Annotated in this window: 14 protein-coding genes and 2 pseudogenes; 9 read left to right on the top strand and 7 right to left on the bottom strand. The window is 67.3% G+C overall.

The features are described 5' to 3' along the window. Positions 1 to 38: 38 nt before the first annotated feature. From RMR13_RS01055 to RMR13_RS01030, 6 genes are read left to right on the top strand one after another with little or no spacing between them, the layout of a single operon-like run. Positions 39 to 494 (top strand): DVU_1555 family C-GCAxxG-C-C protein, encoded by a 456-nt coding sequence (locus tag RMR13_RS01055; RefSeq protein ID WP_310598789.1) that lies wholly within the window; start codon positions 39 to 41, stop codon positions 492 to 494. Further along, positions 484 to 1,875, top strand: coding sequence for a radical SAM (seleno)protein TrsS (gene trsS, locus RMR13_RS01050; RefSeq protein WP_310598788.1), 1,392 nt, complete (start codon positions 484 to 486; stop codon positions 1,873 to 1,875). The genes RMR13_RS01055 and trsS overlap by 11 nt, the downstream gene beginning before the upstream one ends. Next, complete coding sequence (locus RMR13_RS01045; RefSeq protein ID WP_310598787.1) at positions 1,872 to 3,182, top strand: DVU_1553 family AMP-dependent CoA ligase; 1,311 nt, start codon at positions 1,872 to 1,874, stop codon at positions 3,180 to 3,182. The genes trsS and RMR13_RS01045 overlap by 4 nt, the downstream gene beginning before the upstream one ends. Next, positions 3,179 to 4,231 carry an XdhC family aldehyde oxidoreductase maturation factor gene (locus RMR13_RS01040; protein ID WP_310598786.1) on the top strand — a complete coding sequence of 351 codons (1,053 nt, stop codon included), beginning with the start codon at positions 3,179 to 3,181 and terminating at the stop codon, positions 4,229 to 4,231. Before RMR13_RS01045 ends, RMR13_RS01040 begins: the two co-directional genes overlap by 4 nt. Beyond that, positions 4,216 to 5,418: a DVU_1551 family NTP transferase gene (locus RMR13_RS01035; protein ID WP_310598785.1), complete on the top strand. Its 1,203-nt coding sequence runs from the start codon at positions 4,216 to 4,218 to the stop codon at positions 5,416 to 5,418. The genes RMR13_RS01040 and RMR13_RS01035 overlap by 16 nt, the downstream gene beginning before the upstream one ends. Next, positions 5,406 to 6,038 (top strand): histidine phosphatase family protein, encoded by a 633-nt coding sequence (locus RMR13_RS01030; RefSeq protein WP_310598784.1) that lies wholly within the window; start codon positions 5,406 to 5,408, stop codon positions 6,036 to 6,038. Before RMR13_RS01035 ends, RMR13_RS01030 begins: the two co-directional genes overlap by 13 nt. Before the next feature lie 385 nt (positions 6,039 to 6,423). Here the strand turns inward: RMR13_RS01030 and uxx1 are convergent, their stop codons facing one another. The 4 genes and pseudogenes from uxx1 to RMR13_RS01005 form a co-directional block, all read right to left on the bottom strand. Further along, positions 6,424 to 6,627 (bottom strand): UXX-star selenoprotein family 1, encoded by a 204-nt coding sequence (gene uxx1 / locus RMR13_RS01025; RefSeq protein WP_310598783.1) that lies wholly within the window; start codon positions 6,625 to 6,627, stop codon positions 6,424 to 6,426. A gap of 92 nt (positions 6,628 to 6,719) precedes the next feature. Further along, positions 6,720 to 7,293, bottom strand: a pseudogene (locus RMR13_RS15330) (transglutaminase-like domain-containing protein). A gap of 61 nt (positions 7,294 to 7,354) precedes the next feature. Continuing rightward, complete coding sequence (locus RMR13_RS01010; protein WP_310598780.1) at positions 7,355 to 7,591, bottom strand: hypothetical protein; 237 nt, start codon at positions 7,589 to 7,591, stop codon at positions 7,355 to 7,357. A gap of 118 nt (positions 7,592 to 7,709) precedes the next feature. Further along, a complete protein-coding gene (locus RMR13_RS01005; protein WP_310598779.1) occupies positions 7,710 to 7,985 on the bottom strand; it encodes a metal-sensing transcriptional repressor in 276 nt (91 codons plus the stop codon). Between the two features lie 238 nt (positions 7,986 to 8,223). On the opposite strand from RMR13_RS01005, the gene RMR13_RS01000 reads away from it, so the two are divergent. Further along, positions 8,224 to 10,110, top strand: coding sequence for a cation-translocating P-type ATPase (locus tag RMR13_RS01000; RefSeq protein WP_310598778.1), 1,887 nt, complete (start codon positions 8,224 to 8,226; stop codon positions 10,108 to 10,110). A gap of 13 nt (positions 10,111 to 10,123) precedes the next feature. Here RMR13_RS01000 and cadR read toward each other — a convergent pair whose 3' ends face one another. Then, complete coding sequence (gene cadR / locus RMR13_RS00995; protein ID WP_310598777.1) at positions 10,124 to 10,567, bottom strand: Cd(II)/Pb(II)-responsive transcriptional regulator; 444 nt, start codon at positions 10,565 to 10,567, stop codon at positions 10,124 to 10,126. A 209-nt stretch (positions 10,568 to 10,776) separates the two neighbouring features. Between cadR and RMR13_RS00990 the strand changes: the two genes are divergently transcribed. After that, positions 10,777 to 13,113: a heavy metal translocating P-type ATPase gene (locus RMR13_RS00990; RefSeq protein ID WP_310598776.1), complete on the top strand. Its 2,337-nt coding sequence runs from the start codon at positions 10,777 to 10,779 to the stop codon at positions 13,111 to 13,113. Next, a complete protein-coding gene (locus tag RMR13_RS00985) occupies positions 13,058 to 13,429 on the top strand; it encodes a hypothetical protein (protein WP_310598775.1) in 372 nt (123 codons plus the stop codon). Before RMR13_RS00990 ends, RMR13_RS00985 begins: the two co-directional genes overlap by 56 nt. On the opposite strand, the gene RMR13_RS00980 is transcribed toward RMR13_RS00985, so the two are convergent. Next, positions 13,414 to 13,716, bottom strand: a complete 303-nt coding sequence (locus tag RMR13_RS00980; RefSeq protein WP_310598774.1) for a (2Fe-2S) ferredoxin domain-containing protein — start codon at positions 13,714 to 13,716, stop codon at positions 13,414 to 13,416. The genes RMR13_RS00985 and RMR13_RS00980 overlap by 16 nt on opposite strands. 63 nt (positions 13,717 to 13,779) lie before the next feature. Then, positions 13,780 to 13,926, bottom strand: a pseudogene (locus RMR13_RS15325) (nitrogenase molybdenum-iron protein subunit beta); the annotation flags it as partial. Between the last annotated feature and the right edge of the window lie 76 nt (positions 13,927 to 14,002).

Raw genomic sequence — 14,002 nt, 5'->3', positions numbered from 1 at the left:
GTTGAAAACCGCAAGAACGCCGTAACAGGAGCCGCACCATGGATGAAACCGCATTGCGCATCATGCAGCTGGCCGGTCAGGGCCTGTGCTGCAGCCAAATCATGATCAAGTTGAGCCTGGACGACATGGGCGAGGAGAACGTGCCTCTGGTCCGCGCCATGGCCGGGCTCTGCGAAGGCTTGGGGAGCGGCGACATCTGCGGGGTCGCCAGCGGCGCGGCCTGCGTCCTGGCGCTCTATGCCGCCAAGGGCAGCGTCGAGGAGGAGGCCCTGGACTGCCTGCCCCTGCTGCTGGTCCAGTTCATGGATTGGTTCAAGGGGCGGGGCACCACCTGGGGCGGCATCCGCTGCGACGACATCGTCGCCTACCAGGGCGGCCGCAAGCCCGAGGCCTGCGGCAACATCATGATGCAGGCCCGCCAGACGGTGCTCGGGCTGCTGGCCGAACAGGGCATCGATCCCAGCCTTCCCCGGGAGCGGGCCGGTGGAAGCTGAACCTCGCATCCAACCGCTGTCCTCGACCGAGAGCCTGTGCCCGGTCTGCCTGCGGCGGCTGCAGGCAATCCGCGAACAGCAGGGCGACACCGTCTACCTGATGAAGCACTGCGGCGAGCACGGCCCGGCCCGGACCCCGATCTGGCGGGGGCCGATTTCCTTTTCCTCCTGGCTGCGGCCGAAAAAACCGTCCTCACCCCGGCAAGCCCAGACCGAGATCCGGGACGGCTGCCCCTTCGATTGCGGGCTCTGCCCCGGCCACGGCCAGCACACCTGCACGGCTCTGCTCGAGATCACCGGCCGCTGCAACCTGCGCTGTCCGGTCTGTTTCGCCGATGCCGGCGAATCGGATGCCGACCCCTCGCTGGCGCAAATCGGCGGGTGGTACGACCGGGTGATGGCCGCGTCCGGCCCCTGCAATATCCAGCTTTCCGGCGGCGAGCCGACCGTGCGCCCCGACCTGGCCCGGATCGTCCGCCTGGGACGGGACAAGGGGTTCGACTTCATCCAGCTCAACACCAACGGCCTGCTCCTGGCCGAACGACCGCAATTGGCCGACGAACTCAGGCAGGCCGGATTGGCCTCGGTCTTTTTGCAGTTCGACGGCCTGACGGCCGCAACCCACCTGGCCCTGCGCGGCCGCGACCTGCGCGCGGACAAGGAGTTGGCCATCCGCCGCTGCGTCGAGGCCGGGCTGGCGGTGGTTCTGGTGCCGACCCTGGTGCCGGGGATCAATACCGCCGAGATCGGGGCGATCATCGAATACGGGCTTGGTTTCGCCCCCACGGTGCGCGGTGTGCATTTCCAACCCATCAGCTATTTCGGCCGCTATCCGCAAGCGCCGGCGGATGCCGACCGGCTGACCCTGCCGGAGGTGCTGATGCTGATCGAGACCCAGACCGGCGGCGCGGTCCGGGCCGAACACTTTGCCCCGCCTGCCTGCGAACATGCCCTTTGCTCCTTTCACGGCAATTTCCTGATCGACGGGCAGGGCCGCCTGGCTCCGCTCGGCCAGCCCCCGGCCTGCTGCTCCACCGGCGAGGACCGGGCCTGCCTGCCCACAGCCCTGGAGGGCAGGGAAAAGAGCGTCCGCTACACCGCCCGCCAGTGGTCCCTGCCCCTGGCCGAACCCGCCTGCGGCTGCGGCGGCGAACCGGGCGCGCCCAAGGACGACTTCGACCGCTTTCTCGCCCGGGCCCGCACCCACACCTTTTCCCTGTCGGCCATGGCCTTCCAGGACGTGTGGAACATCGACCTGGAGCGGCTGCGCGGCTGCTGTATCCATGTGGTCTCGCCGGCCGGCCGGCTCGTTCCCTTCTGCGCCTACAACCTGACCTCGAACCTGGGGCGGCCGCTGCACCGGCGGGCGGGGCCGGCATGAAGCCCTCGGTCCTGGACACCCTGACCGGCCAAACCATCGGCATAAGCGCCCGGCCGGTGCCGCGCCCGGCCATCGACGCCTGGCAGGAGGACCGGTTGCGCCGCCTGGTGGCCTACTGCCGGGAGCATGCCCCGTTCTACCGGCGAAAATTCGCGGCCGCGAGCATTGCCGCCGTGGACGGCCTGGCCGATCTGGCCCGGCTGCCGTTGACCACCGAGGCCGAGTTGCGGCACCACGGCCAGGAGATGGTCTGTGTCGGCCAGGATGCGGTGGCCCGGATCGTCACCCTGCGCAGTTCGGGCACCACCGGCCCGCCCAAGCGGCTCTGGTTCACCGAGGCGGACCTGGAGCGGACGCTCGACTTTTTTCATCGCGGCATGGGCCAGATGGCCGAACCGGGGCAGACCGCCGCCATCCTCCTGCCCGGCGCCACCCCGGATTCCACCGGCCATCTTTTGGCCCGTGCCCTGGCGCGGTTGACGGTGAACGGCCGGATCGTCGGCCTGGTGAGCGACCCGGAGCGGGCCGCCCGGATCGTGGCCGAAATCCGGCCCGAGATCCTGGTGGGCTTTCCGGTGCAGATTCTGGCCCTGGCGCGGATGGCGGCCTTTCTGCGCCTTGACCTCGCCTCCATCGGCACGGTGCTGCTCTGCTCCGATTATGTCCCCGAAAGTTTGTGTCAAAGTCTGCGCCATCTGCTCGGTTGCGAGATTTTCACCCACTACGGTGCCACCGAAACCGGCCTGGGCGGCGGGGTCGACTGCGGGGCGCACCAGGGCTGCCATTTGCGCGAGGCCGACCTGTTGATCGAGATCGTCGATCCGGACGGCGGCCAGACCCTGCCGGCCGGGGAATGGGGTGAGATCGTGTGCACCACCCTGCTGCGCACCGGCATGCCGTTGATCCGCTACCGCACCGGCGATCGCGGACGCCTGTTGCCCGGTCCGTGTTGCTGCGGCAGCCAGGTCCGGCGGCTTGACCGGGTGCTCGGCCGGCTCGACCGGGTACGGACCCTGCGGAGCGGCCGGCAACTGGCCATGGCCGATCTGGACGAATGGCTGTTCGCCGTGCCGGGACTGCTCGATTTCACCGCCGTCCTGGCTATCCGGGGCGGCCGGGAGAGCCTGGAACTGGTCCTGACCGCCTTGCCCGGCCAGGGCGAGGCAGTCAAACGGCAGGCGGCCGGCCTGTTGGAGTCCCGGATGTCGGGGGGCGAGCCGGCAATCGCCCTGATACTGGCCCGGGATGGCGCCATCCATCCCACAAAACGTTTTCTTGAAGACCACCGCAAGGAGAAGGCAATATGAAAAAATTACTGCAGCAGATCTGCACCAGTCTCGGCGATGGCGAGGACCTCGTTCTGGTGACCATTGCCAGCCAGTCCGGCTCCACGCCCCGGTTGGCCGGGGCCAAGATGATCGTGCTCCGGGACGGCCGTACCTCGGGCACCGTCGGCGGCGGGCTGGTCGAGGCCACGGCCATCCGCGAGGCGGCCGCCTGTTTTGCCGGCGGGCGATCCCTGCGCCGGACCTTTGACCTCGACAACAGCGATGTCGCCATCAGCGACATGATCTGCGGCGGCAGGGTGGAACTCTTTCTCGAATACATCGAGGCCGGCGCGGCCAACCGCGAAATCTTCGGCACGCTGCTGGCGGCCATGCGGGCGGGCCGCCGCGCCACCCTGGTCTGTCCCCTGGGCGGGCGGGCCGGGGGAGGGCAGCGGTTCGCGGTCGACCATCGCGGCGCCCCCAGCCGCGCCGACATCCCCGAATCGCTGCTGACCGCGATCAAACAGGCCCTTGTCCCCGCCCCGGCCACCGCCCTGGTCGAACACCAAGGCCAGCGCTATTTGCTGTCCTCCTTCACGGTGAGCGGCACGGTGTACCTGCTCGGCGCGGGGCACGTGGCCGCCTGCACCGCCGAGGCGGCGGCCCGGGTGGGGTTCAGGGTGGTGGTGATGGACGACCGGGGCGAGTTCGCCAGCCGGGAACGTTTTCCCCTGGCCGACGAGATCCGGGTGCTGCCGTCCTTTGCCGGTTGCTTCGACGGGCTCGAGCTCGACCGCGACGCCTATCTGGTGATCGTCACCCGCGGCCACCTGCACGACCTGGAGGTGCTCGGCCAGGCCCTGCGCACCGGAGCGGGCTACATCGGCATGATCGGCAGCCGCAGGAAGCGCAACGCCATTTACGCCAAGCTGATGGACCAGGGCGTGAGCGAGGCGCAGCTGGAACAGGTCCGCTGCCCCATCGGCACGGCCATCGAGGCCGACACCCCGGAGGAGATCGCGGTGTCCATCGTCGGCGAACTCATCTACCAGCGGGCCACCGGCCGAAAGGCATGGCACCTCGCCTGAGCGCCCTCATCCTCGCCGCCGGGCTGTCCTCGCGCATGGGCGAGCTCAAGGCCCTGCTGCCCCTGAACGGCCGAACGATGCTCGGCCAGGGGGTGGCCCTGTTTTCCGCCTTCGGTGTCGACGACATCGTGGTGGTGACCGGCCATCGGGCCGGGGAGATCGGGGCCGCGGCCACCGAGGCCGGGGCGCGGCTGGCCCACAATCCGGACCATGCCGCCGGCATGTACGGTTCGATCCGCACCGGAGCGGCCGCATTGGCCGGCCGCTGCGACGGATTTTTCCTCCTGCCGGTGGATATGCCCCTGGTGCGGTGCGGCACCGTGCGGCTTTTGGCCGCCTCCTTCGCCGGGCAACCGGCCCTGGCCTGCTGCCCGGTTTTTGCCGGCCGGCGCGGGCATCCGCCGCTCATCCATGCCGATCTTATCGCCTCGATCCTGGCCCAGGAGCATCCCGAAGGCGGGATGCGCGGCCTGTTGGCGCAAATCGAGGCGGTGCGGCCGGACCAGGTGCGCGAGGTGCCGGTGGCCGATGCCCACATCCACCTCGATCTGGACACCCCCGAGGCCTACCGGGACGGATGCGCCCGTTTTGCCAGCCGGGGCATACCGACCATGGCCGAATGCATGACCATTCTGGAGCATCTGCACCCCATGCCGGGCAAGGGATTGGCCCATGGCCGCGCGGTGGCCGGGGTGGCGGCGGCCATTGCCGAGGCGATGAACCGGCACGGCGGCCGCACGCTGGATGTGGAATTGTGCCGGGTCGGCGGCTGGCTGCACGACATCGCCAAGGGACAGCCCCGCCACGAAGCCGAGGGCGAATGCTGGTTGCGGAAACTGGGGTTTGAGCGGGCGGCGGCCATTGTCGGCGTCCACAAGGACCTGCCCTGGAGGCCCGGCATGGAACCGGGCGAACGCGAAATCGTCTTTCTTGCCGACAAGCTGGTGCGCGGCAGCCGGCTGGTCGCCATCGAAGCGCGGTTTGCCGAGAAGCTGTCCCTGTTCCGGCATGAACCCGAGGCGGTCCGGGCCATCGAGCGCAGGTGGCAACAGGCCGAACAACTGGCCGCGGCGCTGGAAGCCGCGATGGGGCAGCCGCTGGCCGGGGTCGCCACGACGGCGGATGGAGTCGGGAGGGACGGAATCGGGGCGGACGGAATCGGGGCGGGCGGAACATGCGGCGGCTGATCTATTTGCTCCGGCATGGCGAGGTCGACACCTCTTCGCCGCGCCGTTTCCTGGGGCGGACCGACCTGCCGCTCAATCCCGACGGCGTCCGCCAGGTCAGCGCCCTGGGCGAGCAGCTGCACCATGTCCCCTTTGCCGAGGTGGTCGCGTCCCCCCTGCGGCGGGCCGTGCAAACGGCGGCCCTGGTCAGCGGCCGGCCGGAGGCGGCCATCCGGGTGAACGACGCCCTGGCCGAAATCGATCTCGGCCAGTGGGAAGGGCGCACGGTGGCGGAAGTCCGGCAGGGTTTTCCCGGCCTTTACGAGCGGCGCGGCCAGGATCTGGAGCACTTTCGGCCGCCGGGAGGGGAGAGCTTCGGCGATCTGGCGGTGCGCGTCTGTCCGGCCCTGTTCGCCCTGATCTGGCGGACAACCGGCCCCTTGCTCGTCGTCGCCCACGCCGGAGTCAACCGGGTCGCGCTCTCCCGCTTGCTCGGGCGGCCCTTGCGGCAGGCGTTGGCAATCCCCCAGGACTACGGCGCGGTCAATATTTTGCGGGCAGGGGAACAGGGCATCGAGGTGGTGGCGGTCAACCTGGTCGGCCCGCTGCCCACGCCGTACACGCTTATTGCAACCGGTTGAGGCGGCAGGCGGTGACGGTGATGGGCTTGGGCGGGAAGAGGGGTGGTTTTTATATGACGCCGGCTGGGGCGGCGGCGTTCTACTCGTGTTTGTCGGTATTTCAGTGAGATGTGCGAGGAATCGACGTCTGGCTTGAGCAGCTCCGGAGTTTTTGGTTCGCTGGCGGAGAGTTCGGCCTCGGCCTCCCTGCGGCAGGGGCATTCTTTTCTTTGCTTGCCCAAAGAAAAGAATCAAAAGAAAGGGCAGCCGGCCCTTGAGACGACAGGCTCAACGGCAAGGGCTCTCCCGCTGTCCTCGAATTTCCTCAAAAAAAACCGGGACGGGGGCGCGGACAACCGTCCGTCCCGGTGATTTGCGTTCGGCGACCGCCGAACCTTCAGACCCCTCAGGAGCCGCCGTCGAAGCCGATGGCGACGCGGCCGTCGGCGACGATCACCGGCACCTTGCGCTGGCCCAGGCTGTGGCGCAGCATCTCCTCCATCCGGGCGAGATCGAGCTTGACGTCGTAATAAACATGGTCGGGATTCGCCTCACGGGCGCGGGTGGTGTGCGGTCAGCCGTGCTTGCCGTAAATGGTGACTGCGGTCATGTGGTACCTCCTTGATCGTTTGGGGAAAAGTGCCCGCACTCGCGGAGCGGGCACGGTGCGATCCGGCGGAGTTTTTTCCGTCTCCGCCGGGGTCAGAACTCGATGTCCGGCAGCTGGTCGTAGGCCTGGACCACATCGGAGCAGCGTGCGAGCACGGCAATGACCATGGGCAAGGGTGCCGGCCAGATGCCGGCCAGGTCGCGCTCGCCGGGCTGGTGGGGGCGGAAGGCCAGCTGTTCCTCTGGCGGGCAAAAGGCGGCGGCGATGCCGGGTTTGTTCCCGCGGGCATCGATGCGGTACCAGCCGAATCCGGGCAGGAGCACCGCGTTCAGGCCGTGGAGGCAATGGGCCGTCCTGCCTTCCTCCCGTACCAATCGCGCTGGTAGCAGAGCCCCGCCGGAATCCGGTTGGCCCGCAGCAGCGCCGCCAGCAGGTGGGTTTTGGCATAGCAGTAGCCGGTGCGGTGGCGCAGCACCTCCGAGGCATGGCAGGTCACCGGGTTCTCCTTGAAATCCCAGCTGTGGCGGACCTCGTCCCGGACAAATTCGAAACACCGGTGGGCAATGGCCACCGGGTCGGACAAACCTTGGGCCAGGGAGGCGGCCTGCCCCTGACCTCCGGATGATCGCAATCGATGTGGAGACTTGGCGCTAGATATCGCTCCAGGGGGACGGTGGCGCCACCGGCAAACGAGGCGCTTCCTTCCGAATAGCCCGGAGGCAGGCGGTCAGCGGCCGAGGGCGGCATCGATTTCCTGGTAAGTGATGATCTGGATATCCGCCTCCATGTTATGCGAGCGGACCTTGATCGGCGGCGGGTAGCCCTGCTGGATCGGCAGCAGGCGGGGTTTGTCCCCGTCGACGAAAATGATGACCGCCGGAGCCCGGACCGGGTCTTCCAGCCGGTACCCCTCCAGTTTGGTGGTTTCCCGATCGACGATGACTACGGCGCCTTGGATGTGCATGTTGTTTTCCTGTTGGTTGCCGGGGGCTTGCGCAGCGTGCGCTGCCCCGCGATGGTGGATGTCCCGGCGCGGTGCCGGTGGCGTCGATGGGGCGATACGGCCATGCCGCACCGTGCGTTTAGACGATGCGCGAGAACTGTTCGATGGCCGCAGTCAGTTTTTTGAGCGTGGCCTCTTCGTTGCCTTCCCGCACGCCGTCCAGCACGCAGTGGTGCAAATGGCCCTCGAGAATGGTCTGCCCGGTCTTGTGCAGGGCGGCCTTGGCCGCGCCGATCTGGACCAGGATATCCTCGCAGGGCTTGTCGTCCTCGACCATCCTGGCAATGCCCCGAATCTGCCCCTCAATGCGCTTGAGCCGCTTGGTGACGGCTTCAACGTCGATACACTGTCTCATTCCCGGACCCGCTGAAAAAATGTCCTGCCGTGGACGGCCGCACGGCGGGTTTCCTTGTCCATTCTCCGCAATCGGGGAAAATTTCCCGGTTGCCGTCATGCCGCTGCCCATAGGTAAACGGTTATCCGCAAAAATGCACGGCCTCTTTTTGCGGTTGACTTGATACCCTATAGGGGTATATGGTATACGGGTCGTGAAGGTCTTGCGGCAAACACAAAACACGCACAAGGAGAAGGATATGGCAGCCAAGGTAACGGTGGTGGCGCACACAGCGGTCTTTTTCGACGCCCTGGCCGGATTACGGATGACCGTCGTCTCGGGCGCGCTGCTGGCGCTCAGTTTGGCGGTTTTGCTGGCCGAAAAATCCGTGCCGGTGGACCCGGCCTGGGGCACGATCCTCATTTCCGGCTCGCCCCTGGTGTACCTGGCGCTGACCCGGCTGTTTTTCCAGCGCAACATCTCCTCGGCCCTGCTGATCTCCATCGCCATGGTGGCCTCGATTGCCATCGGCGAGCTGTTCGCGGCCGGCGAGGTGGCCTTCATCATGGCCATCGGCGCCATCCTCGAGGACCGGACGGTGGAACGGGCCAAGCGGGGGCTGAAGCAGTTGATCGGCCTGGCGCCGCAGCAGGGCCGGCGCATCGCGGCCGGCCGGGAGGAGATCGTGCCCATTGCCCGGATTCGCCGGGGCGACGTGCTCCGGGTGCTGCCCGGCGAAACCATCCCGGTGGACGGCGAGATCGTGGCCGGCAGCACCTCGATCGACCAATCGGTCATGACCGGTGAGTCGCTGCCCGTGGACAAGACCGTGGGCGAAAGCGTGTTCAGCGGCACCATCAACCGGTTCGGGGCGGTGGACATCCGGGCCGCCAAGGTGGGCGAGGATTCCTCGCTGCACAAGCTCATCAGGATGGTGCGGGAGGCGGAGGACAACAAGGCGCCCATGCAGCGGATCGTGGATCGGTGGGCAAGCTGGCTGGTACCCGCCGCCCTGGTCATAGCCCTGATCGCCTACGCGGCCACCGGCGACGTCATCCGGGCGGTCACGGTGCTGGTGGTGTTCTGCCCCTGCGCCCTGGCCCTGGCCACGCCCACTTCCATCATGGCGGCCATCGGCCAGGCCACCCGCCACGGGGTGTTGATCAAGTCCGGCGAAGCCCTGGAAAACATGGGCAGGGTGGACAGCATCGCCTTCGACAAGACCGGCACCCTCACCCACGGCATCCTGGAAGTCAGCGACATCGCGGTCTTTGTCCCGGACCGGACGGAGGAACAGCTGCTCGGGCTGGCGGCCGCGGTCGAAAGCCGGTCGGAACACCCCCTGGGCAAGGCGGTGGTGGCGCGGGCCGCGGCCTTGAACCTGGCGTTGCTGCCGGTGGAGCAATTTGCCATGGTCCCCGGCAAGGGCATTGCCGCAACCGTTGACGATAGCGAGATAAGGTGCGGCAACAGCGCCTATCTGGAAGAAAACGGCATCGCGATCGGCGGGGAGATTCAGGCCGTCCTGGCCGGGTTGCGCCAGCAGGGCAAGGCCGGCATCCTGGTGGCCGAGGCCGGCCGCTGCATCGGCATGGTGGCCCTGTCCGATACCTTGCGCCAGGGCGCGGCGGAGATGGTGCGGCGCCTGCGCCGGATGGGGACGGAGGTGATCCTGCTGACCGGCGACCATGCCCACACCGCGGCCCATTTCGCGGCCCGGGCAAATATCGAACAGGTGCGGGCCGAGTTGCTTCCCGCCCAGAAAGTGGAGTGGATCAAGACCATGCAGGCCCAGGGGCGCACCGTGTGCATGATCGGCGACGGCGTCAACGACGCCCCGGCGCTGAAGACCGCCGACGTGGGCGTGGCCATGGGCACCATGGGCAGCGACATTGCCATCGAGGCGGCCGATATCGCCCTGATGGGCGACGACATCGGCAAGCTCCCCTACCTGAAGCGGCTGTCGAACGTCACCATCCGCACCATCAAGGGCAACATCGTCCTGGCCATGGTGATCAACTGCGCCGCCATCGCCATGTCGGTGATGGGCCTGCTCACCCCGATCACCGGTGCCCTGGTGCACAATGCCGGCTCGGTATTGATTGTGCTGAACGCGGCCCGGTTGTACGACCGCAAGCTGAACTGAGCGGGCCGGGCCGTCATTCCCGCCCGGCATCAGGGGCGCAGCGTGCGCAGGAGGCGCAGCAGGCGTTCAGGCTGTCCAGGCTCTGCATGATGCCGCAGTTGTCGCCGTTCCGACCGCCGGCGCACCGTTGTCGCAGCTCCTCCAGGTGCTTCTTCAGGTGCTGGAGCGCGGCAATCTGACCATCGACATTGCCGATGTGGGCGTCGATCAATTCGGTGATCCAGGTGCAGTCCCGCTGGGGCCGGTCGCGGAAGGCCAGCAGCTTCCTGATTTCGGCCAGCTGCATCCCGTGCTTGCGGCAGTGGAGGATGAATTCCAGGCGCTCCTGGTCGTCCTGGCCGTACAGCCGGTAGTTGCCTTCGGTCCGCCCCGGTTTTTCCAGGAGCCCTTCCTTTTCGTAGTACCGGATCGTGACCACCTTGCATCCGGTCTTCTTCGCCATCTCGCCGATCTTCATTTTTTCACCGCCACCGCAAAAAAACCGATTGACCCTCGATCCCCTCGAGGCCGTACCCTGGCCGCACTGTTCAGCCGGACCGCCCGGCCGGCGGCACGGTCGTTTTTCCGCCACCGCCGGCTTGATTCTCCAGCTACTATAGACATTACTCTCAAGGAAACAACGCAAAGCGGCCATCCATGGCCGCCATCGATGAATGGAGATCGATCATGAACCAGATACCCCTCGTCGCTCCCCCGTGTGTCTGCACGCACGGACATGGCCATCAAGAAGAGGTCCATCGCCACGACCACGATGGCTGCGGTGGTCATGACTCGTGTTGCGGCCACCAGCACGGGGCGGCGCCGGAACCGGTCGACCTGGCCCAGGTGGGCGAAGCCTCCGCGACCCGGGCCGTGTACCGCATCGTCAATATGGATTGCCCCACGGAGGAAGCCCTGATCCGCAAAAAACTGGGTAACATGCCGGGGATCGCCGGGCTCGAGTTCAACCTCCTGCAGCGGGTGCTGATCGTCAACCACGACCTGCCATCGACCAAGCCCATCGAGGCGGCGCTGCTTGCCATCGACATGAAACCCGAACCTCTCGGCCGGGAGCCGGGAGGCGGTGCGGCCCTGCCCGAGACCCGCATTCCCTGGGGCCGGCTGGCCCTGGCCGGCGCCTTTGCCGCCGGTGCGGAGCTGGCCGAACTGCTGGGCGAAAGCGGCCTGATCCATGCGGGCGCGGATACCCCCCTTTTCACCGACCTCCTCACCGCCTGGCTGCCCATGGGCCTGGCAATCGCCGCCATCCTGGTCGGCGGCCTGACCACCTACAAGAAAGGGTGGATCGCGCTCAAGAACCTCGACCTCAACATCAACGCTCTCATGGCCATCGCCGTGACCGGCGCGGTCCTCATCGGCCGTTTTCCGGAGGCCGCGATGGTCATGGTGCTGTTCAGCCTGGCCGAGGCGATCGAGGCCAAGTCCCTGGAACGGGCGCGAAGGGCCATCGGCGAGCTGCTCAACCTCACCCCCGAGACCGCCACCGTGCTCCAGGAGGACGGCACCTGGGTGGAAATGGAAAGCCGGCGGGTGGCGGTCGGCAGCCGGGTGCGGGTCAAGCCGGGCGAGCGGATCGCGCTCGACGGCGTCATTGTCCAGGGGCAATCGACGATCAACCAGGCGCCGATCACCGGTGAAAGCATGCCGGTCGAGAAAACCGTGGACGACCCGGTGTTCGCCGGCACGGTCAACGAGGCCGGTTCGTTCGAATTCAAGGTCACCGCCGGCGCCGATAATTCGACCCTGGCCCGGATCATCCACGCGGTGGAAGCGGCCCAGGCCAGCCGCGCGCCCATCCAGCGCTTTGTCGACCGCTTCGCCCGCATCTACACCCCGGCGGTGTTCCTCGTGGCCCTGCTGGTGGCGATCGGGCCGCCGCTGTTTTTGGCCGGCGCCTGGAGCGAATGGATCTACACCGGCCTGGTCATCCTGGTCATCGGCTGCCCCTGCGCCCTGGTCATCTCCACCCCGGTCAGCATTGTCAGCGGCATGGCCGCGGCGACCCGCCACGGCATCCTGATCAAGGGCGGCCTGTTCCTCGAGCAGGGCCGCCGGCTGCGCTGCCTGGCCCTGGATAAGACCGGCACCCTCACCCATGGCAAGCCCAAACAGACCGATTTCGTGGCCTGGAGCGACATGGACGGGATGGAAATGGTCGTCCTGGCGGCCAGCCTCGCCGCCCGGTCGGACCACCCGGTGTCCCGTGCCATTGCCGAGGCCGCGGCGGCGCGGGATACCGACCTGCGTCAGGTCGACGATCTCGTTGCCCTGGCCGGCCGGGGGGTACGCGGGGTCATTGCCGGCCAGCTCTGGCACCTGGGCAATCATCGGCTGGTGGAGGAGCTGGGGCAGTGCTCGCCCGAGCTGGAAACGCGGCTCTTCGCCTTGGAGGAACAGGGCAAGAGCGTGGTGGCCCTGGTGGGCGAGCAAGGGGTGGCTGGTCTGTTTGCGGTGGCCGACACGCTCAAGCCGAGCAGTGTCGCGGCCATCGGCGATTTGCGGCGGCTGGGGGTCAAGACCGTGATGCTGACCGGCGACAACGAGCACACAGCCCGAGTCATCGCCGACCAGGTGGGCGTGGAGAGCTTCAAGGCCAATCTCCTGCCGCAGGATAAATTGGCGGTGGTCGACGAACTGGCGAAAGGCGCCAAGGAGATGAAGGACGGCAAGGTCGGCATGGTGGGCGACGGCATCAACGACGCCCCGGCCCTGGCCAGGGCGGATGTCGGTTTCGCCATGGCCGCGGCCGGCACCGACACCGCCATCGAAACCGCGGACGTGGCGCTGATGGACGACGACCTCCGGAAGATCCCGCGCTTCATCCGGCTGTCGCGGGCCACCCACGCCATCCTGCTCCAGAACATCACCCTGGCCCTGGGGGTCAAGGCCCTCTTCTTCGGCCTGACCTTGGCCGGCCAGGCAACCATGTGGATGGCGGTGTTCGCCGATGTGGGCACCAGCCTGCTGGTGGTGGCCAACGGCCTCCGGGCCCTGCGGCAGTGAACGGCAACCGGCCCCGACAGGCCGGAGCCACCACCAGGTCCTCGACCAGAAGCGCGGGCCCGCCCTCGGCGGTGGAGAGCACCAGTTGGCCGGTGCCCATGCCGATCACGCGTCCCGCCTCCTCGGCCACCAGGACCAGGGCCCGGTCGCTCTCCAGCAGCAGGGCCAGGCCTTGCCGTTGCCTGGTGGCGTCGAAGCGGAAATCCCGCTCGATGGCGAACAGCAACCGCAGCAGGCCGACCATCGCATCCAAATCCCTGCCACGGGCAGGGCGCACCGCAACCATGGCGGGGCTTTCCGCTATCCGATCAGGTAGGCCGCAGCCGGGACGCCGTCCTCAATGCCGTCGAGGATGGCGTCGATGGCCCCGGTGCTGGCCACGCCCCGATACCACCAGTTCTCCGGCTGGACGACCAGCACCGGCCCGGCCTCGCACTGCTTGAGACAGCCGGTGGCGATCACCTGCACATCCAGGCCCCGGTCGAGAATCTCTTCCTCGATGTATTGCAGCAAGCCGTCGGTTTGCCGGTGACAGATCCCCTTGGGATCGCCCTTAGCGCGGAAACTCTGGCAGACAAGGATGTGTTGCGCGGGGATGGCCATGGTTCGTTCCTCCGATTGCGAAAAGGGTTGTGGGGTAAAAAACGGTCGATCGAGGCGCACGCCTCAATACACCAGTTCGAAGGACTGTTCGGGCGCGTCCCGGTCCCGGCGGTCCAGCAGGGCGTCGAGCACCTTTTCCAGGAACCGCAGGCCGCCTTTGTAGCCGACGGTCGGGAAATACTGGTGGCTCTGGCTATCGAGGATCGGGAATTGGGCCTGACCCTACGCCATGGGCTACCGGATCAAAAAATTCGCCTTGCAATGTCCATGAATTACTCTTTCCTCT

Source organism: Desulfobulbus sp., from assembly GCF_031547805.1.
In the GTDB taxonomy this organism is placed as follows: Bacteria; Desulfobacterota; Desulfobulbia; order Desulfobulbales; family Desulfobulbaceae; genus Desulfobulbus.
This window is presented reverse-complemented; position numbering and strand designations above follow the sequence as displayed.

Bases quoted from the DNA above. Each gene is read 5' to 3' on its own strand.
- RMR13_RS01055 (WP_310598789.1), top strand. From the start codon at position 39: ATGGATGAAACCGCATTGCGCATCATGCAGCTGGCCGGTCAGGGCCTG.
- RMR13_RS01045 (WP_310598787.1), top strand. From the start codon at position 1,872: ATGAAGCCCTCGGTCCTGGACACCCTGACCGGCCAAACCATCGGCATA.
- RMR13_RS01040 (WP_310598786.1), top strand. From the start codon at position 3,179: ATGAAAAAATTACTGCAGCAGATCTGCACCAGTCTCGGCGATGGCGAG.
- RMR13_RS01035 (WP_310598785.1), top strand. From the start codon at position 4,216: ATGGCACCTCGCCTGAGCGCCCTCATCCTCGCCGCCGGGCTGTCCTCG.
- RMR13_RS01030 (WP_310598784.1), top strand. From the start codon at position 5,406: ATGCGGCGGCTGATCTATTTGCTCCGGCATGGCGAGGTCGACACCTCT.
- RMR13_RS01010 (WP_310598780.1), bottom strand. From the start codon at position 7,591: ATGCACATCCAAGGCGCCGTAGTCATCGTCGATCGGGAAACCACCAAA.
- RMR13_RS01005 (WP_310598779.1), bottom strand. From the start codon at position 7,985: ATGAGACAGTGTATCGACGTTGAAGCCGTCACCAAGCGGCTCAAGCGC.
- RMR13_RS01000 (WP_310598778.1), top strand. From the start codon at position 8,224: ATGGCAGCCAAGGTAACGGTGGTGGCGCACACAGCGGTCTTTTTCGAC.
- cadR (WP_310598777.1), bottom strand. From the start codon at position 10,567: ATGAAGATCGGCGAGATGGCGAAGAAGACCGGATGCAAGGTGGTCACG.
- RMR13_RS00990 (WP_310598776.1), top strand. From the start codon at position 10,777: ATGAACCAGATACCCCTCGTCGCTCCCCCGTGTGTCTGCACGCACGGA.
- RMR13_RS00985 (WP_310598775.1), top strand. From the start codon at position 13,058: ATGTGGGCACCAGCCTGCTGGTGGTGGCCAACGGCCTCCGGGCCCTGC.
- RMR13_RS00980 (WP_310598774.1), bottom strand. From the start codon at position 13,716: ATGGCCATCCCCGCGCAACACATCCTTGTCTGCCAGAGTTTCCGCGCT.